This is a genomic window from Paenibacillus sp. CMM36 (assembly GCF_053570945.1).
On record NZ_JBSEDY010000020.1, the window covers coordinates 14,857 to 34,913 of the forward strand.

At 46.4% G+C, this 20,057-nt stretch carries 19 protein-coding genes; all 19 read left to right on the plus strand.

Features of this window, described 5'->3' with window-relative positions:
- The first annotated feature begins 69 nt into the window (after positions 1-69).
- The 19 genes from hslO (at position 70) to ACWA2B_RS25220 (ending at position 20,035) form a co-directional block, all read left to right on the plus strand.
- The gene (gene hslO, locus ACWA2B_RS25130) at positions 70-954 is read left to right on the plus strand and encodes an Hsp33 family molecular chaperone HslO (RefSeq protein ID WP_025718327.1); all 885 of its coding nucleotides are present in this window, start codon (positions 70-72) and stop codon (positions 952-954) included.
- Between the two features lie 20 nt (positions 955-974).
- Entirely contained in the window at positions 975-1,919 is a 945-nt protein-coding gene (locus tag ACWA2B_RS25135) for a peptidyl-prolyl cis-trans isomerase (protein ID WP_449292760.1), read from the plus strand.
- Positions 1,920-2,158: 239 nt separating this feature from the next.
- Entirely contained in the window at positions 2,159-3,097 is a 939-nt protein-coding gene (gene cysK / locus ACWA2B_RS25140; protein ID WP_029514630.1) for a cysteine synthase A, read from the plus strand.
- Positions 3,098-3,223: 126 nt separating this feature from the next.
- Positions 3,224-4,846, plus strand: a complete 1,623-nt coding sequence (locus ACWA2B_RS25145) for an anthranilate synthase component I family protein (RefSeq protein WP_449292761.1) — start codon at positions 3,224-3,226, stop codon at positions 4,844-4,846.
- Positions 4,847-4,851: 5 nt separating this feature from the next.
- On the plus strand, positions 4,852-5,427 hold the full coding sequence (gene pabA, locus ACWA2B_RS25150; protein WP_013308153.1) for an aminodeoxychorismate/anthranilate synthase component II: 576 nt from the start codon (positions 4,852-4,854) through the stop codon (positions 5,425-5,427).
- Between the two features lie 3 nt (positions 5,428-5,430).
- Positions 5,431-6,327, plus strand: a complete 897-nt coding sequence (locus ACWA2B_RS25155) for an aminotransferase class IV (RefSeq protein ID WP_449292762.1) — start codon at positions 5,431-5,433, stop codon at positions 6,325-6,327.
- Positions 6,324-7,190, plus strand: coding sequence for a dihydropteroate synthase (gene folP / locus ACWA2B_RS25160; RefSeq protein WP_029514634.1), 867 nt, complete (start codon positions 6,324-6,326; stop codon positions 7,188-7,190). The genes ACWA2B_RS25155 and folP overlap by 4 nt, the downstream gene beginning before the upstream one ends.
- 449 nt (positions 7,191-7,639) lie before the next feature.
- Positions 7,640-8,002: a dihydroneopterin aldolase gene (folB, locus tag ACWA2B_RS25165; protein ID WP_013368705.1), complete on the plus strand. Its 363-nt coding sequence runs from the start codon at positions 7,640-7,642 to the stop codon at positions 8,000-8,002.
- Positions 8,003-8,011: 9 nt separating this feature from the next.
- A complete protein-coding gene (gene folK, locus ACWA2B_RS25170; protein ID WP_029514636.1) occupies positions 8,012-8,560 on the plus strand; it encodes a 2-amino-4-hydroxy-6-hydroxymethyldihydropteridine diphosphokinase in 549 nt (182 codons plus the stop codon).
- A complete protein-coding gene (locus ACWA2B_RS25175) occupies positions 8,512-8,712 on the plus strand; it encodes a helix-turn-helix domain-containing protein (RefSeq protein ID WP_185156379.1) in 201 nt (66 codons plus the stop codon). Before folK ends, ACWA2B_RS25175 begins: the two co-directional genes overlap by 49 nt.
- A 44-nt stretch (positions 8,713-8,756) precedes the next feature.
- Positions 8,757-9,785, plus strand: a complete 1,029-nt coding sequence (gene dusB / locus ACWA2B_RS25180) for a tRNA dihydrouridine synthase DusB (RefSeq protein ID WP_209950323.1) — start codon at positions 8,757-8,759, stop codon at positions 9,783-9,785.
- Positions 9,786-9,999: 214 nt separating this feature from the next.
- A complete protein-coding gene (greA, locus tag ACWA2B_RS25185; RefSeq protein ID WP_013308160.1) occupies positions 10,000-10,476 on the plus strand; it encodes a transcription elongation factor GreA in 477 nt (158 codons plus the stop codon).
- Positions 10,477-10,586: 110 nt separating this feature from the next.
- Positions 10,587-12,113, plus strand: coding sequence for a lysine--tRNA ligase (lysS, locus tag ACWA2B_RS25190; RefSeq protein WP_449292763.1), 1,527 nt, complete (start codon positions 10,587-10,589; stop codon positions 12,111-12,113).
- 85 nt (positions 12,114-12,198) lie between these two features.
- Positions 12,199-13,536: a TrkH family potassium uptake protein gene (locus tag ACWA2B_RS25195; protein ID WP_029514640.1), complete on the plus strand. Its 1,338-nt coding sequence runs from the start codon at positions 12,199-12,201 to the stop codon at positions 13,534-13,536.
- A 294-nt stretch (positions 13,537-13,830) separates the two neighbouring features.
- The gene (locus ACWA2B_RS25200; RefSeq protein WP_318628332.1) at positions 13,831-14,364 is read left to right on the plus strand and encodes a hypothetical protein; all 534 of its coding nucleotides are present in this window, start codon (positions 13,831-13,833) and stop codon (positions 14,362-14,364) included.
- A 462-nt stretch (positions 14,365-14,826) separates the two neighbouring features.
- The gene (gene fabI / locus ACWA2B_RS25205; protein WP_029514642.1) at positions 14,827-15,597 is read left to right on the plus strand and encodes an enoyl-ACP reductase FabI; all 771 of its coding nucleotides are present in this window, start codon (positions 14,827-14,829) and stop codon (positions 15,595-15,597) included.
- A gap of 12 nt (positions 15,598-15,609) precedes the next feature.
- Positions 15,610-17,070, plus strand: a complete 1,461-nt coding sequence (locus tag ACWA2B_RS25210; RefSeq protein WP_069011241.1) for a class I adenylate-forming enzyme family protein — start codon at positions 15,610-15,612, stop codon at positions 17,068-17,070.
- A 44-nt stretch (positions 17,071-17,114) separates the two neighbouring features.
- Positions 17,115-18,338 carry an aldehyde dehydrogenase family protein gene (locus ACWA2B_RS25215; RefSeq protein ID WP_069011242.1) on the plus strand — a complete coding sequence of 408 codons (1,224 nt, stop codon included), beginning with the start codon at positions 17,115-17,117 and terminating at the stop codon, positions 18,336-18,338.
- Positions 18,335-20,035 (plus strand): thiamine pyrophosphate-binding protein, encoded by a 1,701-nt coding sequence (locus ACWA2B_RS25220; RefSeq protein WP_449292764.1) that lies wholly within the window; start codon positions 18,335-18,337, stop codon positions 20,033-20,035. Before ACWA2B_RS25215 ends, ACWA2B_RS25220 begins: the two co-directional genes overlap by 4 nt.
- Positions 20,036-20,057: the final 22 nt, after the last annotated feature.

Sequence of the window (20,057 nt, forward strand, 5' to 3'; positions counted from 1 at the left end):
TTCAATGATGAGCAATACTAACGAAAATAAGCAGCATAGCTGTCCTGGAGAATAGGGGAGGATATCAATATGGAAAATAAGCAGGATCGACTTATTCGTGGCACAGCCATGGATGGGAGGGTTAGAGCTTTTGCTGTTCGGACAACTCAATTGGTAGAGGAATTGCGGAGAAGACATGATACGTATCCAACGGCTACCGCTGCTTTAGGGCGAACCCTCACAGCAGGAGCTATTATGGGTTCTATGCTAAAAGGCAAAGAGCGATTGACCATTCAAGTTAAAGGTGATGGACCGATTGGGCAAATCGTCGTTGATGCCAATGCTGTAGGGGAAGTACGAGGTTATGTTACTGAACCACATGTGCATTTGCCGAGCAATAGTATGGGCAAACTGGATGTAGCGGGTGCTGTAGGTACAGAGGGGTTCATTCATATCATCAAGGATTTGGGGTTAAAAGAACCGTATCGCGGCAGTACTCCGATTATTTCCGGTGAACTGGGTGAGGACTTTACCTATTATTTTGCCAAATCGGAGCAGACCCCGTCAGCGGTGGGCTTGGGTGTGCTGGTAGATACTGATAACTCGGTTATTGTGGCCGGTGGATTTATTATTCAGTTGCTTCCAGGCTTGAATGATGATGAGATAACTGCGATCGAAAATGCAGTCAGCTCCATTCCGCCCGTTACCGCTTTGCTGGATCAAGGGCTGGAACTTGATGAAATGCTGCGCTGGATGCTGCCGGACGTTCGGATTCTCGATGAATTGGATATCCATTTTCAATGTGAGTGTTCACGTGAGCGCGTGGAAAAAACATTGATCAGTTTGGGAGAAAGCGAATTAGAGCAGTTAATTGAGGAAGAAGGACAGGCTGAGGTCGTATGTCACTTTTGTAATGAGGCTTATCAGTTTAATAAAGATGAGCTGCAAAATCTGTTAGATCAAGCCAAAGCCTAACCGGATGGGCGGTGCAAGCGATGACTACACGGGAAAAGGGATTATGGACAGCTGTCATTATTCTGACCGTTAGCGTCGCCGCCTTGGGTGGTCTTATCATGCTTCGGGGGCTGCCAAAGCCGGGTGATGTAAGCAAGGATGACGGCGATCATACTGTGGCGGAGATGGGTCAGGAAGGCATATCGGAGGAACAGTGGGTAGCGGAACTGAAAAAGCGATATGGAACCAATACGCTGTTGCAAATGTTGAATCGTAAAGCCGTGCAGGCTGAAACCAAGCGTCTCGGTATCAAGATCACCCAAGAGGATTTACAGCAGGTGCTGGAGCAGGATAGTAAAGGGTATGAATCAGATCATACCTACTTTGATGAAATGCAGCGACAGTTTGGCTTAGATCCGGTTGACTTGCGGAATGAAGCGGAATACCGGATTGGTTTGGAGAAAATAGCTACGCAGGGTATTCAAGTTCAGGAAGCTGAGATTGACGAGTATTGGGAGCAGCATCCCGAGGAATTTGCCGTCGGTAAGCAGATCCAATTGGCAGCTCTTTATGTGGATAATGCGGAGGAAGCAGAAGCGTTGCTAGACCGGGTTAAGAAGGGGGAGAGCTTCGATGTGCTGATTCAAGAGCATTCAGGTAAGCCTTTCGACAAAGATAGCAGTGGACAGCTGGGATGGGTGGATGAATATGATCCATTGCAACCGGAGGCGATTATGAAGGCGGCGAGAGAGCTAAGCTCTGGGGATGTTGCGGGTCCAATCTCTGTTAACGATGGCTATGCTGTCATTTATGTACAGGATGTCCGGTTGAAGAATTCTCCGGATAAGCAGCAGATCCGGCAGCAAATTCGTCGATCTCTTGCGCTTGCACAAGCCGCTCCTTTGGAAGAGGTTGAGAAGAGTCTGCGTGATAAGTATGGAGCGCGTATTTTATCTGGAAAGAATGCATCCTCCGCTTCTCTGTAACGTAGTGAAAGAACATTGGTTTGAAGGAAGCGCGATGCTGATAACGCGGGTTGACAGCATCGCAGCTTACTCACTCGTATTGACATTGGAATTGAAGATTGTTATGATTAGCGTATAAAACCCACTATTTTTATCGGAAATTAAATGAACGGTACAAAATTAAAGTGATTGACTAAGATTGATCTACAATATGATTTCGCATTTTTTAATATATCATCTACAGTCAGGGAGGAATTATCATGGCTAAAGTTGTTAATAACATCACCGAACTTATCGGGGAAACCCCCCTCGTTCGCCTCAACCGGATCGTACCGGAAGATAGCGCTGAAATCTATTTGAAACTGGAATATCAGAACCCAGGCTCCAGTGTAAAAGACCGTATTGCGATTAGTATGGTAGAAGAAGCTGAACGTGAAGGTCTGCTTAAGCCAGGCGGTACCATTATTGAAGCAACTAGCGGTAATACAGGAATCGGCTTGGCTATGGTTGCTGCTGCGAAGGGCTATAAGGCAGTCATCGTTATGCCAGAAACGATGAGCATAGAGCGTCGTAATTTGTTGCGCGCTTATGGAGCCGAACTTGTGTTAACACCAGGATCAGAAGGCATGAACGGGTCCGTTAAGAAAATGGAAGAATTGCTGAGTGAAAATCCGGATTATTTTGCTGCTGAGCAGTTCAAGAACAAAGCTAATATCAAAATTCACCGTGAAACGACCGGTCCTGAGATTGTGGAAGCCATTCATTCCATTGGCGGAACTCTGGACGCTTTTATAGCGGGAATAGGTACTGGCGGAACCATTTCTGGAGCCGGTGAAGTGCTTAAGAAAGAATTCCCTGATATTAAAGTTGTGGCCGTAGAACCTGCCTCTTCCCCGCTGTTAGCAGGCGGTAAGCCAGGACCCCACAAGATCCAAGGGTTGGGTGCCAACTTTATTCCTGAAATTTTAAACCGTGATATCTATGATGAAATTATTCATGTAGAAAACGACGAAGCTTTCGAGGTAGCACGTAGAGTGGCCAAGGAAGAGGGCATTTTGTCCGGTATTTCATCTGGCGCGGCTGTCCATGCGGCTTTGAAACTTGCTAAGCAATTGGGCAAGGGTAAACGGATCGTTGTCATTATTCCAAGTAATGGAGAACGTTACCTGAGTACACCACTGTACAATTTCGAGCTGTAATTATGTCGTAATTGTGTATACTATACGTAAGGATTCCCTCATTTCCCTGTTGCAGGGGAGTGGGGGTTTCTTTTTAAGGAGAGAATGTAGACTTATTGAAAAGTTGGGAAGGGGAAGCACACACGGATGAAATCGACAGCTAGAGTGACGGAGGCGCAGTGGCAGGTTTGGCAGGAGGAAGGCTGGAGCATACTTCCCTATATCGCTGAGTACCCATTACCCGTGGGAGGGCTACCGTCATCGTGGCGGAAGGCTTGGGAGGATTCGTCGCCATATGCCTTTTTGCTGGAGAGCGCTAAAGGTGGGAGGTACACCTATCTGGCCTTAAATCCGGTTGCTGTATTGGAAGGCAAGGGAGAACATGCAGTTTGGACTGACTTGCAAAGTGGGAAGCATGGAGATATACATGGTCAACCTTTGAAAGTCATGAACAACTGGATCGCTCCTTACCGTGCACCGCGTGTACCTGGCATGCCCTTTTTCTCTGGAGGATTTGCGGGTTATCTTGGATACGATGTAGCTCGCTCGTTGGAGCGTTTGCCATCTCAAGCTGCAGACGATACGGGCATACCTGATTATGTATGGATGAGGGTGAATGAGTTATGGATTTATGATCACGAAAAATCCTGCATATATTGTGCTGTTCATATGCCCAATCCTGCCCGCTCCGGTGAATTCAGTAGCCAGACTGATTTGGCTAATGAGCTTATGGTGGATGAGACCATATCGATACTTGGCAAACTTTATGCCGAAGCGGTCCAACGTGTAGAACGCATGCTGACTCAGTGGAAGAACATCATACATGCGGGAGAGACTGATCCAGCTCATCCTCGCCGTTGTGCTCGGCTGTCCGAAAAAGGATTAGAGGCTGCTCATCAAGAATCTGAAGGTTGGACAGCGGCATTCAGCCAACAAGATTTTGAACAGGCCGTAAGACGTGTGCAGGAATATATTGCCCAAGGGGATGTATTCCAGGTTAACTTGTCGATTCGTCAGCAACGTACGCTTGCAGCCCTTCCTGAGAATATATATGAATGGCTTCGTCTGCTGAATCCATCCCCTTATATGGGTATGCTGCGTATGCCGGATTTACGGATCGTCAGTGGATCGCCAGAATTGTTGGTGAAGCTGGAGGATGGACGTGTGAGCGCCCGACCTATTGCAGGTACGAGAAGAAGGGGGCTAACACCGGATGAAGATGCCGCTATGGCAGCAGAGCTTCTATCAAGCGAAAAAGAACGCGCCGAGCATATTATGCTCGTCGATCTGGAGCGTAACGATATCGGACGGATTGCCGAATACGGATCGGTGCATGTACCTGAACTGCTGACTGTCGAGTATTATTCGCACGTTATGCATTTGGTTTCTCAGGTGGAGGGGAAGTTAGCCTCAGGTCGTACAGCTATAGATGTAATTGCGGCTACCTTTCCAGGCGGAACCATTACCGGGGCACCCAAGGTGCGCACGATGGAAATCATCGAAGAATTAGAGCCTGTCCGGCGGGGGCCTTATACTGGGTCCCTTGGATGGATTGACTATAACGGTAATATGGAATTAAATATTATAATAAGAACACTAGCTGTTAAAGGCAGCACTGCCTATTTACAGACAGGTGCGGGGATCGTCATTGATTCAGACCCGTACAGGGAATATCGGGAATGTCGGAACAAGGCCAAAGCTGTCATGAAGGCGGTACAATGTGGTGAAGAAGAAGCCGCTTTGAGCAGAAGCGGTATCACAGGAGGGTGAGTCGTATGATTTTGGTGATTGATAATTATGATTCGTTTACGTACAATCTTGTTCAGTATTTGGGTGAACTTGGCGAAGAAGTAACCGTAAAACGGAACGATGAGATTGATGTGAAAGGCATAGAAGAGCTGGCACCAGAGCATATTTTGATCTCGCCGGGTCCATGCACGCCGAATGAGGCGGGGATATCACTGGATGTGATCAGCCATTTTAAAGGTCGCATTCCGATTTTTGGCGTTTGCCTCGGCCATCAGGCCATCGGACAGGCTTTTGGCGGTAAGGTTATCCGGGCTGAACGACTCATGCACGGTAAAACCTCACCGATTCTTCATCACAATACGTCAGTATTTGAAGGCTTGCCTTCTCCGTTCACAGCAACCCGGTATCACTCATTGCTGGTAGAGCGCGAGAGTCTACCTGAGTGTCTAGAGATTACCGCTGAAACCGCAGAAGGTGAAATTATGGGTTTGCGGCATAAAGAATTTGCCGTAGAAGGAGTTCAGTTCCATCCAGAATCCATTATTACGGATTACGGGCATCAGCTGTTACGCAATTTCCTAAAACGCAAGGTAGGCGTTTGATTCATGAAATATATCGGAGTCAACGGCGTCCTCACGGAAGCCGCAAAAGCCGTGGTTCACGTAAGTGATCACGGCTTTTTATACGGAATGGGCTTGTTTGAAACATTCCGCACCTACAAGGGCGCCCCATTCTTGCTGGATCGGCATCTGCATCGACTACAGGAAGGCTGCCGAATGCTCGGCATTCCTTTTCAACCTGATGAGGAGCAGCTTACGAAACACATCCAGCATCTGATGGTGGCAAATGGGTTGGATGAAGCCTACATCCGCTACACCGTATCAGCGGGTGAAGAGGTGCTAGGATTGCCGACGGGTGACTATACGCGTCCCAACCATATTTTGTTTGCCAAGCCGTTGCCCTCTACCAATACACAAATTGGGCAATCGACTTCCCCATCGGCGCTTCAGTTGTTGCGAATCCCCAGAAACACTCCAGAGGGTGAGGTTCGCTTAAAGTCGTTGCATTATATGAATAATATTCTTGCGAAACGGGAACTTCAGCAGTATGCCGAAGCTGTCCGTTATAAGGCTGAAGGAATGATGCTTACGGCCAATGGTTTCCTGGCAGAGGGAATGGTCAGCAATTTGTTCTTTGTGCGGAATAATACGCTGTATACCCCTGACTTGTCTACAGGGATTCTGCCAGGCATTACGCGTGAATTCATTTTGGAGCTGGCGCATCTGCGAGACATTCCTTGTGAGCAAGGCCTGTACCGCTGGGACGAGCTGAAACAGGCTGACGAAATTTTTATGACCAACTCTATACAAGAAATACGGCCCGTGGATTTGTTGTTGGAGCCGGGAGGAACAACGAATCATTTTTCGGTTCCCTTGACGCAGCCCAGGTCCATAGCAGCTTTGCTGTTGCACGATTATAGACAGAAAGCAGGGATCAAGTGAACATACCGACCCTTTATCAACGTAGTTACCGAATGGGGGATGCCGAGCTTACACTCGGACATTCCACACAGATCATGGGTATACTGAATGTGACCCCGGATTCATTTTCCGATGGAGGATTACATTATAACCCGGAGATTGCTGTTTTACATGCATTGAAGCTGGTGGAAGATGGAGCTGATATCATTGACATTGGCGGGGAGTCTACCCGTCCCGGTCATGATCCAGTAGGTGTGGAAGAGGAGCTGGCTCGGGTCATTCCGGTCGTCCAGGCCATCCATCGTATCGCACCGCACATTCCATTATCTGTAGATACTTACAAAGCTGAAGTAGCCAGAAAGGCACTCGAAGCTGGCGCACATATCATTAATGATGTGTGGGGGTTTAAGGCAGACCCTGATATGGCACGTGTAGCTTCGGAATTCGATTGCCCGGTCATTTTGATGCATAATCGTCATGACCATAACTATAGTGATTTGGTTTCTGATATGCTGTCCGATTTAAAAGAGAGTATCCGATTAGCGCTGGATGCGGGGGTACGTGAGGAACAGATCATTTTAGACCCAGGTATCGGTTTTGCCAAGGATTACGATGAAAATATTCATGCCATGACTTCTCTCGATAGATTGGGTCAGCTGGGCTTTCCGCTGTTATTGGCTACGTCGCGCAAAAGATTTATTCGTACAGCACTGGATTTGCCTGTGAATGATGTGGTGGAGGGCACGGCGGCTACTGTTGCTTTTGGCATTGCTCAAGGGTGCCAGATTGTGCGTGTACACGATGTGGCGCAAATCAAGCGCACCGTACGTATGTGTGATGCGATGGTGTACGGGTCTAAAAATGCACTGAGTTATGGTGGTTAGGAGACGCTTCATGAATGATTTGATCCTGTGATCGCTGTTGCAACGGGATTCTTTTGAATTGGTAAAACATATGACTGTAGGAATCCCGTTGAGTATATGCTTACGATGTAGCTTTTCCTTGAAAAGCTTTGGAGGCGAGCGCTACGCTTCTCCGGATTCAAATCCTTCATTCCGCTACAACGCACCATAAAGTCACTGTATTTTTTAGAGAGAAATTAATGTAAGAAGAACGGAAAAAATAGTAGAACGAAAACGAAGTGGACGGAATGGTGCTGTACAAGCGAAGCGGTCGCCTTTGTGCCAGGATTCCAACCATTTTATCCTAATATAAGGAAATCTGGGCACAACAGCGATGGGAAGTACCATCCGACCGCGTAGTGGTGCCGCGTGTACACCTTTAGTTGAGCTTATTTAGAAAAATCTAATAAATAACAGGGGGCCTACCCACAATGGATAAAATGAAATTGCATCGTATGGAGTATTACGGATATCATGGCGTTTTTCCAGAGGAACGTAAGCTGGGACAACGTTACTATATTGATTTGGAACTGGAGCTTGATCTGCGTGAAGCGGGTGAGCAGGATGCTTTGGACAAAACGGTTAATTACGCAGAGGTGCATTACACCGTTAAAGATATTGTAGAAAAGGAGTCTTACCAATTGATTGAAGCTTTGGGCGAACGTATTGCATCTTCCCTACTGGACACTTATACTAGTGTCAATGCACTGACTGTCAAAGTCACGAAGCCGCATCCGCCATTTGATATTCATTTTCAAGGCGTGACGGTTGAGCTTTATCGCGCAAGAAAGTAGGAACGATACATGAATGCACATTCGACCTCTGAGGCATCAGAGGCTTATATTGCTTTAGGGGCTAATTTGGGGGAGCGCGAGCATACCCTGTATGAAGCCATTACGGCGCTGGACGAACATCCGGGTATCCGGGTAATACGGTGCTCCAGCCTGTACGAAACAGAGCCTGTTGGGTATCTGGATCAACCTTCTTTTTTGAACATGACGGTAGCCCTATCTACAACACTTGCTCCAGAGGAGCTTCTGGTATATATGCTGGAGGTGGAGAGTCGTCTGGGGAGAGTAAGACATATTCCTAATGGTCCACGAACCATTGATCTGGACTTGTTATGGATGGGAGCGGCACAACTGGCTACACCGGATTTGGAGCTTCCTCACCCTCGCATGTTGGAGCGTGCTTTTGTACTGGTTCCCTTGGCTGACATCGTTCCGAACCAAGATCCGTCCGGTCTGTACAGTATCGTGCATACTGCATTGAATTCTGTGGATGGAAAGGACGGCATACAGCTTTGGAAAACATGCAGCTGGCGCAACGACTCCGCGCCTTTCGGAAACTAAAAGGGTTCACACAGCAGGAGTTGGCAGAGCGTACCGGTATATCTTTGACTGTATTAGGTGCTGTGGAGCGAGGCAATCGTACAATAGACTTAGACATGCTGAACATTATCGCCCAAACGCTAGAAATTGAAGTCCGGGAACTGACAGAATGACGATAAATAATGATACAAAAGAAAGAATAAAGGGGTGAACAGATATGTTGAAAATCGGCGGTATTGAAATGAAAAACCAAGTCGTTCTGGCTCCGATGGCAGGCGTGTGCAACCCTGCTTTTCGCCTGATCGCCAAGGAATTCGGTACAGGCTTGGTATGTGCAGAGATGGTTAGTGATAAGGCGATCATTCACGGCAACAAGCGTACACGTGAGATGCTGTTTGTAGATGAGCGCGAGAAGCCGCTTAGCTTGCAAATTTTCGGAGGCGACCGTGAAACTCTGGTGGAAGCAGCGAAGGTCGTAGATCAGGAAACGAATGCAGATATTATTGATATCAATATGGGTTGCCCGGTTCCCAAAGTGACCAAATGTGATGCAGGTGCTCGTTGGCTGCTCGATCCAAACAAGATTTATGAAATGGTATCGGCGGTAGTGGAATCAGTAAACAAGCCGGTTACTGTGAAAATGCGTATTGGTTGGGATAGTGAGCATATTTATGCCGTAGAGAACGCTCGCGCTGTTGAACGTGCCGGAGGACAGGCCGTTAGCGTACATGGCCGTACACGGGAGCAACTGTATACGGGACTTGCGAATTGGGATATTATAAAAGAAGTTAAAGAAGCAGTTTCCATTCCTGTAATTGGAAATGGCGATGTGGCATCACCGGAAGATGCTCGCCGTATGCTGGATTTGACCAATTGTGATGGCGTTATGATCGGACGCGGTGCTCTGGGAAATCCGTGGATGCTTTACCGTACGATTGAGTACTTGCAATCAGGTGAGCTGTTGCCCGATCCTTCACCGGAAGAAAAAATTCGTATTGCCATTCTGCATATGGATCGTCTGGTTGCTTTGAAGGGTGAAGCAGTAGCTGTTCGTGAAATGCGCAAGCATCTGGCTTGGTACCTCAAGGGGCTTAAAGGTTCAGCACGTATTAAGGATGTCATTATGGAAGAAACAAAGCGCGACGATATGGTACGTATTTTGGATCAATTTGTATCTCAATTGCACATGGTAGAAAACGATGAGCCTTTTACAAGTGCTGCATCTCCTGCTGCTGTTGCGCAATAAGGAAGATGTTCCTGCCTGTGCGCGCGATTGACTTTTCCAATTGCTTGCCCTATAATCGTTCAGTATAAAATCTTGATGTATGCTACAAATTGTGTGCAGCTCTCAAGACAACAGCAGGAAATGTTCTCATTCCCTCAGAGTGGCATATTATGTTTTGAAAGCGTGCATTCCGATGCACTTTTAAACTTTTCCCATGACAGGAGAATCGGTTAAGATGAGCGATAAAGAAGTCATTCTGACACAGGAAGGTCTTAGAAAGCTCGAAGATGAGCTTGAGAACTTAAAGTCTGTCAAACGCCGCGAAGTGGCTGAACGGATTAAGGTAGCCATCGGATACGGAGATATTAGTGAAAACTCCGAATATGAGGATGCGAAGAATGAGCAGGCCTTTATTGAAGGCCGTGTAATTACGTTGGAAAAGATGCTACGCAATGCCCGCATTATCAATAGTGATGAAATTGACACCGATGTTGTGGGAGTAGGCGCAACTGTGACCGTTGAAGATTTGGAATTCGGAGATATTACAGAGTATGCTATCGTAGGTTCCGCTGAATCCGATCCGCTTCAGAACAAGATTTCGAATGAAAGTCCGGTTGGCAAAGCAATTCTCGGTAAGAAAAAGGGAACTGTTGTGGATGTCACCGTTCCAGCAGGCGTTATTCAATATAAAATCGTGGATATCAAGAAATAAGACACGGACTTTGGAATTTAATGTAAAAGCTTCCTTGTGGAAGCTTTTTTTCTCTACACCCGGACGGACCCCGGCCCGTCTATTCATATTGAAGGAGCTGATTTAGCACCATGTCGGATGAAACTACTAACCAGGAAACACAAGAAAATCGCGAGGAATTAAGTGAACTATTGCAAATTCGTCGTGCCAAATTGGACGAGCTTCGCTCATTGGGCATTGATCCTTTTGGACGCAAATACATACGCACGGCTGAAGCGGGCGTACTACTGAGCAAGTATGACAGTTTGACTAAGGAAGAACTGGAAGAAAAGAATATTGAAGTTAGCATAGCAGGCCGTATTATGGCTAAACGTGTGATGGGGAAAGCCAGCTTTGCTCATATACAGGATCTTAGCGGACGTATTCAAATTTATGTTCGTCAAGACACTGTACCTGAGACAAAATATAAAGCATTTGGTATTTTGGATCTCGGCGATATCGTTGGTGTTAAGGGTGTGCTCTTTAAGACCAAAACAGGTGAAACTACGATCAAAGTGCTGGATATTGAGGTCTTGTCCAAATCCTTGTATCCATTACCGGAGAAATACCATGGTCTGAAGGATGTTGAATTACGTTACCGTCAGCGGTATGTCGATTTGGTTATGAACCCTGAAGTACAAAAAACGTTCATTACACGGTCCCGTATTATTCAATCCATGCGTCGTTATCTCGATTCGCTCGGCTATTTGGAAGTTGAAACCCCAACTTTACATTCCATTGCTGGCGGGGCGGCGGCGAAGCCATTTGTTACCCACCATAATGCATTGGACATGCAGCTTTATATGCGTATTGCTATTGAACTCCATTTGAAACGACTAATTGTCGGTGGAATGGAGAAAGTATATGAGATCGGTCGTGTTTACCGTAATGAAGGTATTTCGACCCGCCATAACCCTGAGTTTACGATGATTGAGCTGTATGAAGCGTATGCTGATTATAAAGATATCATGCAATTGACGGAAAACATGGTTGCACATATTGCGCAGGAAGTACTGGGCACACAGCACATTCAATATCAAGGCCAGGAAGTGGATCTGACGCCGCAATGGCGCAGAGTCTCCATGGTTGATGCTGTTAAAGAAGTAACAGGCGTAGACTTTAGCGTGCAGATGAGTAATGAAGAAGCTCACCGCCTTGCGAAAGAGCATAAAGTTCCGGTCGAACCACACATGACCTTTGGCCATATCCTGAATGCATTCTTTGAGCAGTTCGTAGAAGAAACGCTCATTCAGCCGACCTTTATTACTGGACATCCGGTTGAAATCTCGCCGTTGGCCAAGAAAAACGAACAAGATCCGCGGTTTACGGATCGCTTCGAGCTGTTCGTGGTCGCTCGTGAGCATGCGAATGCGTTTACTGAGCTGAATGATCCAATCGACCAGCGCCAACGTTTTGAAGCTCAATTGCTGGAACGTGAGCACGGTAACGATGAGGCTCATGAAATGGATGATGACTTTATCCGCGCCTTGGAATACGGTATGCCGCCAACAGGCGGATTGGGCATCGGCATCGATCGTTTGGTCATGTTGCTGACAGATGCGCCTTCCATTCGCGATGTGCTGCTTTTCCCGCATATGCGTAACCGTACAGTAGAATAACATAACATTATGAATATAGAGGATCAGCCGGGTTTCCCGTGTCTTGTTCCTCTTTTTCATAAGAACGGATGGAGAGAATACTCTAATGAAACGCAGCGTCAAGCTTAGTCGGTTCGCATCGCCTCCTTTTATATTGGTCATTGGATATTTATTGATTATTGCATTGGGTACTTTGCTACTGATGCTTCCTGTTGCCAATCATAGTGGTCATGCTCCGCATTGGATTGATTCGCTTTTTACGTCCGTCTCAGCCGCTTGTGTCACAGGACTGGTCGTCGTTGACGTCGATTCAACGTATACGATGTTTGGCGAAACCGTCATTTTGGTGCTGATGCAGCTAGGCGGGCTGGGGTTTATGACCTTAGCGACCTTGTTTGCGCTGTTATTGGGGCGGCGATTATCGCTGAAGGATCGGTTGCTGCTTAAGGAGGCTATTAATGCCGATAGCATGGAAGGGATCGTGCGTATTATTCGCAAGGTGCTGATCTTTTCTTTTACCATTGAGGCGATAGCTGCCGTCGTCTTGGCTTTGCGGTGGATGCGAGAGATGCCTGTCGGACAAGCGATCTATTATGGAATATTCCATTCCGTATCCCTCTTTAATAACGGGGGATTCGATCTGTTCGGGACTAGCTTCCAACAGTACGCTGGAGATTTTGTTTTCAATATGATTGCATCTGTGCTCGTTATATCAGGAGGCTTGGGTTTCCTGGTGCTTAGCGATCTGTTCGATTTTCGCCGTACCCGGAGACTGTCTCTACACTCCAAAATGGTGCTAAGCGTGTCGGGAGTGCTCATTGTGATTGGTGCGCTGGTTTTATTTATTTTTGAGTTTACCAATGCACGAACCTTGGGTGCACTGAACTGGGAAGGCAAAGTATATGGAGCTGTCTTTCAATCGGTCTCCACGAGATCATCGGGTACGAGCACAGTCGATATCAGCGGGTTAAGGCAGGCAAGTCAGTTTTTTATTATGTTGCTGATGATTATCGGTGCTTCTCCAGGCTCAACTGGAGGAGGAATCAAAACGACTACGTTTCTGCTTATGGTAGGTGCGCTAATCGCCGTCATGCGAGGACAGAAGGAAATCGTGTTTTTCCGTCATAGGGTCCCCAAAGATATCATGATGCGGGCGCTGACCATTATTGTACTAGCCCTATTTATATTCTCGATTGTGGTTATACTGCTCTTAATGACAGAGGATGCCCCATTTCTCTCCCTGGCATTTGAGGCTGCTTCCGCAATTGGAACGGTAGGGTTGTCCGTAGGAGTGACGCCAGGGTTGTCTGACGCAGGCAAGCTGATTATTTGTGTGACTATGTTTATTGGTCGAATTGGTCCTCTTACGATTGCCTATGCCATTCGTCCACGCTCAACCAAGACATTGTACCGTCGTCCCGAAGGGCATATCGTAATTGGATAGTGTATCTGTAAAAAAGATGTACCCGTGCTGATTAGCATAGGTACATCTTTTTTTTCATTTCAGATCATCATCATTCTTTATGGGTAGCATATGATGTAAAATGCCCATTTTGAGAACAAGACGAAATAGTTTGAACAGATACTGTTTTTCACAGAAAAAACGGCTATTTGTTTCCTTTTATGTAATTATAGACAAAATACTAGGAATATTATGTATAATATTGTATGATAGTGGGCATGAAAGGGGGATAGTTGAGGTGAATACCAATTTCTAATTTGAAAGGAATCGTCCATTATGTATTTATTTATTATTAGTGCTGAGGTTTTGTTTTGGGTTTTTGTTGTTGCAGGGTTAGTCGCAAGGTATATGTTTGGGTTGAAGAAATTAGGTGGGCTTCTTTTACTCTTTACCCCAATTATTGATATCCTGTTACTAATTGCAGTGTTCATCACGGTGAAAAGTGGCATGGAGATTACGACTGCTACTGGCTTGGCGGCCTGTTATTTTGGTATTACAGTAGCATTTGGTCATAGGTTAATTAAGTGGGCGGATGTACGGTTCTCCCATTGGTTTGGTAAGGGACCCAAGCCTGAACGCAAGTATGGTGCTGCTCATGCAAAAGAGGAACGGATAGGTTGGTTGCTTCACCTTTTGGGCTGGGCTATAGGTAATGCTTTGTTGCTCGCCATCATTGTGTATGTTGATGATCCACAGCGTACGGCGTCTTTGGAGGGCATTATGCAAACATGGGCGATCGTTCTGGTAATCGACTTTGTTGTCTCCTTTAGCTATACTTTAGCTCCCAAAAAACAAAAGCGTAGTCTATAAAGGTTAAGGTTTTACACTTAGATGATATCTGGCTGGTCACTCAGGATGTTCAAATCGGGAGAGTCATTGTTGGTGAAAATGAAGTGGTTACTTCCGGTAGTGGGGTGAGTCTGTCATCGGAATGTAAATATTTACAAAAATATGCGGATTTTATGTTTAACTTACTTTGACAGTCACCTTATTTTCGCCTCGCTATCTTTTTTCACACACATGTATCCCTTTCGATTTGAACACAGACCAACAGAAGCAACACAATTATTTTTTGTGAGATGACAGACAGCATACATGATGTGTTACACAAATTTTAAAATAAATTTTGTGATTTGCCTAAAACGTCGCCTATCTAAGTTTGGCAATTAACGCGATAATATTCCAGGAAAGATTACATATGTCTATAAATGTAGACATACGCAATTAAGTTGTTATTTTGTTTAATAATGTAAAAAAAGAAAGGTGGTTTCTGTGGCAGTACTACTGAGCGGTAAGAACATTTTGATTATGGGCGTGGCTAATAACAGGAGTATTGCTTGGGGGACAGCTCAATCTTTAGCTGCTGAAGGGGCACAACTCATTTTTACTTACGAAAATGAGAGGGTTGCAGAGCGGGTACTAAAGCTTGCTGAAACCATTCCGGGAGCACTGGTCTGTCCTTGCGATGTACAAAGCAATGAAGAGCTTGATGCATTGGCGGATTTTCTAAAAGAAAAAGTAGGCGTGTTGCATGGTTATTTTCACAGTGTCGCCTATGCTAAGGCTGAGGATTTGGATGGCTTGTTCGTTGACACTTCTCGCGAGGGATTCGCCGTTGCACAAGAAATCAGCGCCTATTCCTTGGCTGCTGTATCCCGTCGAGTGTACCCACTGATGACAGAGGGTGGGAGTATCGTCACCATGACGTATATTGGCGCAGAACGAGCGATCAAAAATTACAATGTTATGGGTGTGGCGAAGGCTTCACTGGAAGCCAGCATGCGCTATCTGTCGAATGATCTGGGCACATATGGCATTCGTGTAAATGCGATTTCCGCTGGTCCGATACGGACTTTGGCTGCCTATGGCATTAAGGATTTTAACACAATGCTCAAACATATTGAAGAAACTACGCCCTTACGCAAGACGGTTGATACGTCTGAAGTCGGAGATACGGCGTTATTCCTATTTTCCCATTTATCGAGAGGCATTACGGGTGAAGTTATCCATGTAGATGCTGGATACCATATTACGGGGATGTAAGGAGGGAACGTTGTGCTTATTACGCATACGGATTGCCGGATTATCTCATCTGAAGGAATTATGACCAGGGAGCGTCTGGAGCGAGACGTTACGATCTTCTCCCGGATGTTGACTCTCAGAGGCATTCCCGAAGACGGTAGAGTGATTCTGAAAGCGGCCAATTCTTATTGGTTTGTTGTGTCTCTGTTCTCCCTGTGCAATATCGCTGTTTCGGTGACTGTGGTGGACGAGCAGACTGTGCTCGATGAGGTGGCCCAAATCTATGATGAAGCGGATGCCTGTTGCATCCTTACGGATTCCGATTTAGAACTTCCTCATGCACTCGTTATTCTGATTCAAGATCTGATTCAAGAAGAAACAGTGCACCCGGATTGGGTGGGAGAGCCAAAGCTTGAAGCCCTCGACTTTAACAAGTGGTGCGAGAGGCCAGATGCGCTCATTCTGTATTCTTCAGGTACGACGGGAAAACCCAAGGGAATCGTGAAAGCTGGTTCAGCTTTTATGGAGAACATCAGGCATTCCATACACGCCATGAACTACCTACCGTCTGACCATATGCTCCCCGTTGTGCCTTTCTCTCATTTTTATGGAATCTCACTTATCTTCTCCTGGTGGTTAACCTCATGTTCTCTCATCATCTGCAATCCAAAAAACCTCTGGAGCGTCATTGCAAGTATTACGAAAGACCGGGCGACGGTCGTAGATGCTAACCCCTCTGCTTTTTACACCTTGTTGCGTATGCTAAACCGAAAACCCGAACAACTGGAAATGGTCAAGGAAGCCCCGGTGCGCATGTGGTGCGTAGGCGGTTCTCCACTTACCCAAGACCTTGAAGAGAAATTTAACAACATATTTGGACAGCCCCTGCTGAATGGTTACGGTCTTTCTGAACTGGGCAACGTTACGCTGGGGACGCTAGAGTGTCCGAAGGGTTGTGGACTACCATTACCTGGTGTGGATTTGAAAATACTAGATTCTACAGGCAAACAGCAGACGGACGGTGTCGTAGGCGAAGTGTGGATACGCAGTGCTGGATGCATGGAAGGTTATCTGAATCGTCCAGACCTGACGCAATCCGTTCTACAGGACGGTTGGTTCAAGACGGGGGATCTGGGCTATCTGGATGACGGAATGCTGTATGTCATTGGACGCAGCGGCAAGACGGTCAACCGGATGGGCTATATGGTATCTCCGGTCTATATTGAGGACCGGATTGGTTCTCTAGGTTACCGATCCTGCGTGATCACCTTGGAGGATGAGGCTAAAGGGACATTACTTGTTGCCTTCATCGAAGGCGAATCCTTGCAAGCCTTGTCTGTACTCCGCAAAGAAATAAATCGTGTGCTCCCTTCATACATGTTTCCCGATCTTTTGCTTCCGCTCGACCACTTTCCTTTAAATCGCAATGGAAAAGTGGATCGTTTGGAGATGGAGCGTATTGCCCTGGAAAAAGTTGCTTCTCGCAAAGTATAGCAAGATATTTACCAAAACCGCATATAGGAAAGGGAGAATGTGCCATGAATATAAATCCAGAATTGGCAGAAAACACACTGTTTTTGGAAAGGCATGAATCTATTCTGAAATGCCTCAATTATTTGATTGAAAATCGGCAGGAAGTGATGGATATTCTCACGCAGTTTTCATCCTATCGGGCCGCCAATGCAGAAATTGACTCCACGATCCTCACACTTCAAGGTGCTCTGCAAGAAGTGCAGACCTATCAGCCAAGTCGGCAACGATCTATGGCTGTATTCATGCCTTCCAACGTCATTTTATACTCCTATGCATTATACCTTTTGATTCCGTCCCTGTACGTTGAAAATATAGACTTTCGCCCTTCTTCTCACGTAAATGAGTACGTCAACATGCTGCATGAAAAGCTTCAGGCTGTACATGGATTACCCATCTATATTCGTAAAGTTAGCCAGAAGGTGTTCATGGAGAATTCCGTTATGCCAGCTGATATTGTGGTGTTCACCGGAAGCTATACCAATGCAGAGAAGATCAAAAAACAGATTCGAAAAGATCAGCTCTACATTTTTTACGGACAAGGGCTAAATCCTTTCATTATCGGGCCTGATGCAGATCTGGAGCTGGCGGTTACCGATGTAATCCGAATGAGATTGTTCAACTCTGGACAAGACTGCCTAGGCCCCGACATCATTCTGGTACATCAAGATGTGAGTGAGCATTTCAAAGATCTGCTGATTCAACAGCTTGACCAACTCGTGTTTGGAGCCAACAATGATCCGAACGCAAACTATACCCCTATATTCTACAAAGACACGCTATATTCGGTTTCTGAGTATTTTAACACGAACGACAAATTTATTATTTACGGCGGCGGCATTGATTTCCGTACGAAAAAGATGGAGCCAACGGTTGTATATAGTGAATTGGATCAGAATCTGGAGATTATTGAGTATTTTTCGCCAGTCTTCAATGTAGTTAGCTACCAAGACGACGAGCAACTGATCAAGCGTATTTCCTCCAGTTATTTCAGTGAACGTGCAATGGGTTGCAGCTTATACGGATCGGAGCACCTGACTGACGTTCTACGAAAGAAGCACACATTGACCATTAATCAGACGCTTGAGGATGTGGATCAAGGCAATAAGCCTTTTGGTGGCTACGGCACGATGTCGAACTATATTTTTTACGATTTCAAGCTCATTTCGAAGCCGATCTTGATTTCAGAAATTGTCGCAGAATATTTGTCGGAAAAGAGGAGTTTGGTATGACTGCGAGCTTCTTCCCCTGGGATGCCATTATTGGCTACTTAAAATCGGCTGGAGTTCAGCATCTCTTTGGATTACCAAGTGATGATCTCAAAATCGTATCGTCACTCCCCTCATCCGGTATGGATTTTATTTTGTGCAAAGATCAACGTAATGCTGTGTTCATGGCAGCAGGTTATGCGCTCACCACCAACCAGATGTCCGTATGTGTTGTGGGGAAAGGCCCTGCGCTCAGTAATACACTTACAGGGCTGCTGGAAGCCAAGAACCTGGGCGCTCCGCTCCTGCTTCTGGCGCTTGGTACTGGCGGAGACAAGCTGGGTACCCGATCCTTTCAGGAAGCCGATCAAATCTCACTCGTGAAGCCGCTCGTAAAATGGGCTTATCGTGTCGAGCATGTGGATCGGCTTGTATGGGCGATGGAGCGGGCTGCCTTTTTGGCTATCAATGGAGCACCGGGTCCTGTCTATATCGAACTCCCTGAAAACCTGATGGACCAGCCTGTGCCAACAGGGCTTCAGTTTACCCCACCAGAAAAGCTGTCGTGCTCTCCGTCTCGTCGGGAGTTGGATGCGGCTTGGGCGATTATAAAGACGGCGCGCAGGCCGCTCATTCTAGTCGGAGGGGGAATGAAGTCAGGTACAGGTGATGTGATTGAGCGGTTCGCTCACCAACATGGAGCGGCCTTGTTCGCAACTGCCTCGGGACGGGGTGTAGTGGATGAAGAACACGAACTTTTCTGCGGTGTTGCCGGACTCTATACGGATCTCAGTCTAAGACAAATCTGGAAGGAATCTGATGTGGTGATCACACTGGGCAGCCGCTTGGAAGAAACGGCTACGTTCGAGTGGGATATTCTGCTACAGGATACACCTTTGATTCAAGTCAATGTAAATCTGGAGGATTTTGCACACGAATATAGGGGTATCAAAGTGCTTGGTGATGGATATGCAGCAGTGGAGCAATGGCATGATCGGCTAGGGCAGAAGCCTGATGGAGTGTGGCTTGAAACAATCAGGAGCTGTAAAGAGAAGGCTTTTTCTCATAGGGCTATCTATCTGGAGGAATTGCAAAAGGCTCCTGGGATCCACGTTCCTGAGCTGTTGGACATGATTCAGACGGAGTTCCCCAAAAATCTGGTGCTTCTTCAAGAGAATGGATTGCAGGATATGTGGTCCTATTTTTATCCATATTTCCGCTTTGCCCAAGGCTCTCTTTCGATTGTTCCTAGTGATCAAACGAGTCTTGGATTCGGTGCGGCGGCTGCTCTGGGAGCAAGCGTGGCAACACAACGTCCAGTAGTGGCACTTGTAGGTGACGGTGCGTTCAATCTCTTCTGTTCGGATTTTATGACGGCGGTGGAGTATCAAATACCATTAATCTATGTCGTACTCAATAATGGTGGGTATGGTTGGTTACAGAATCAGATGAATTATAAGCATCTCACAGGGCAGTCCCTCCCGTTTGTTTCTGAGGCGGCCAAGACAGGAATTCAAATTCCCCAGTATGAGTTTGTAGAGAGCCTCGCAATTCGGAGTAAGGGAGAGGCACGGGAACAGCTTCAGCTTGCTTGGCAAAAGTATCAGGAGAACAAGCTTGTGGTCGTCGAGGTATATGCTGATCTTGCGGATGTGCATGAAAAAATCAGCCATGTGTATGGCGACTTTCCTCTCTACGAGCAACAGGCTTCCAAGAATTAATTTCAACGAAGGACGTGGATAC

Coding starts and splice junctions, on each gene's coding strand:
- ACWA2B_RS25215 (WP_069011242.1), top strand. CDS start 17,115: ATGAATATAAATCCAGAATTGGCAGAAAACACACTGTTTTTGGAAAGG.
- pabA (WP_013308153.1), top strand. CDS start 4,852: ATGATTTTGGTGATTGATAATTATGATTCGTTTACGTACAATCTTGTT.
- dusB (WP_209950323.1), top strand. CDS start 8,757: ATGTTGAAAATCGGCGGTATTGAAATGAAAAACCAAGTCGTTCTGGCT.
- ACWA2B_RS25195 (WP_029514640.1), top strand. CDS start 12,199: ATGAAACGCAGCGTCAAGCTTAGTCGGTTCGCATCGCCTCCTTTTATA.
- lysS (WP_449292763.1), top strand. CDS start 10,587: ATGTCGGATGAAACTACTAACCAGGAAACACAAGAAAATCGCGAGGAA.
- hslO (WP_025718327.1), top strand. CDS start 70: ATGGAAAATAAGCAGGATCGACTTATTCGTGGCACAGCCATGGATGGG.
- cysK (WP_029514630.1), top strand. CDS start 2,159: ATGGCTAAAGTTGTTAATAACATCACCGAACTTATCGGGGAAACCCCC.
- ACWA2B_RS25220 (WP_449292764.1), top strand. CDS start 18,335: ATGACTGCGAGCTTCTTCCCCTGGGATGCCATTATTGGCTACTTAAAA.
- ACWA2B_RS25145 (WP_449292761.1), top strand. CDS start 3,224: ATGAAATCGACAGCTAGAGTGACGGAGGCGCAGTGGCAGGTTTGGCAG.
- greA (WP_013308160.1), top strand. CDS start 10,000: ATGAGCGATAAAGAAGTCATTCTGACACAGGAAGGTCTTAGAAAGCTC.
- ACWA2B_RS25200 (WP_318628332.1), top strand. CDS start 13,831: ATGTATTTATTTATTATTAGTGCTGAGGTTTTGTTTTGGGTTTTTGTT.
- ACWA2B_RS25135 (WP_449292760.1), top strand. CDS start 975: ATGACTACACGGGAAAAGGGATTATGGACAGCTGTCATTATTCTGACC.
- ACWA2B_RS25155 (WP_449292762.1), top strand. CDS start 5,431: ATGAAATATATCGGAGTCAACGGCGTCCTCACGGAAGCCGCAAAAGCC.
- folK (WP_029514636.1), top strand. CDS start 8,012: ATGAATGCACATTCGACCTCTGAGGCATCAGAGGCTTATATTGCTTTA.
- folB (WP_013368705.1), top strand. CDS start 7,640: ATGGATAAAATGAAATTGCATCGTATGGAGTATTACGGATATCATGGC.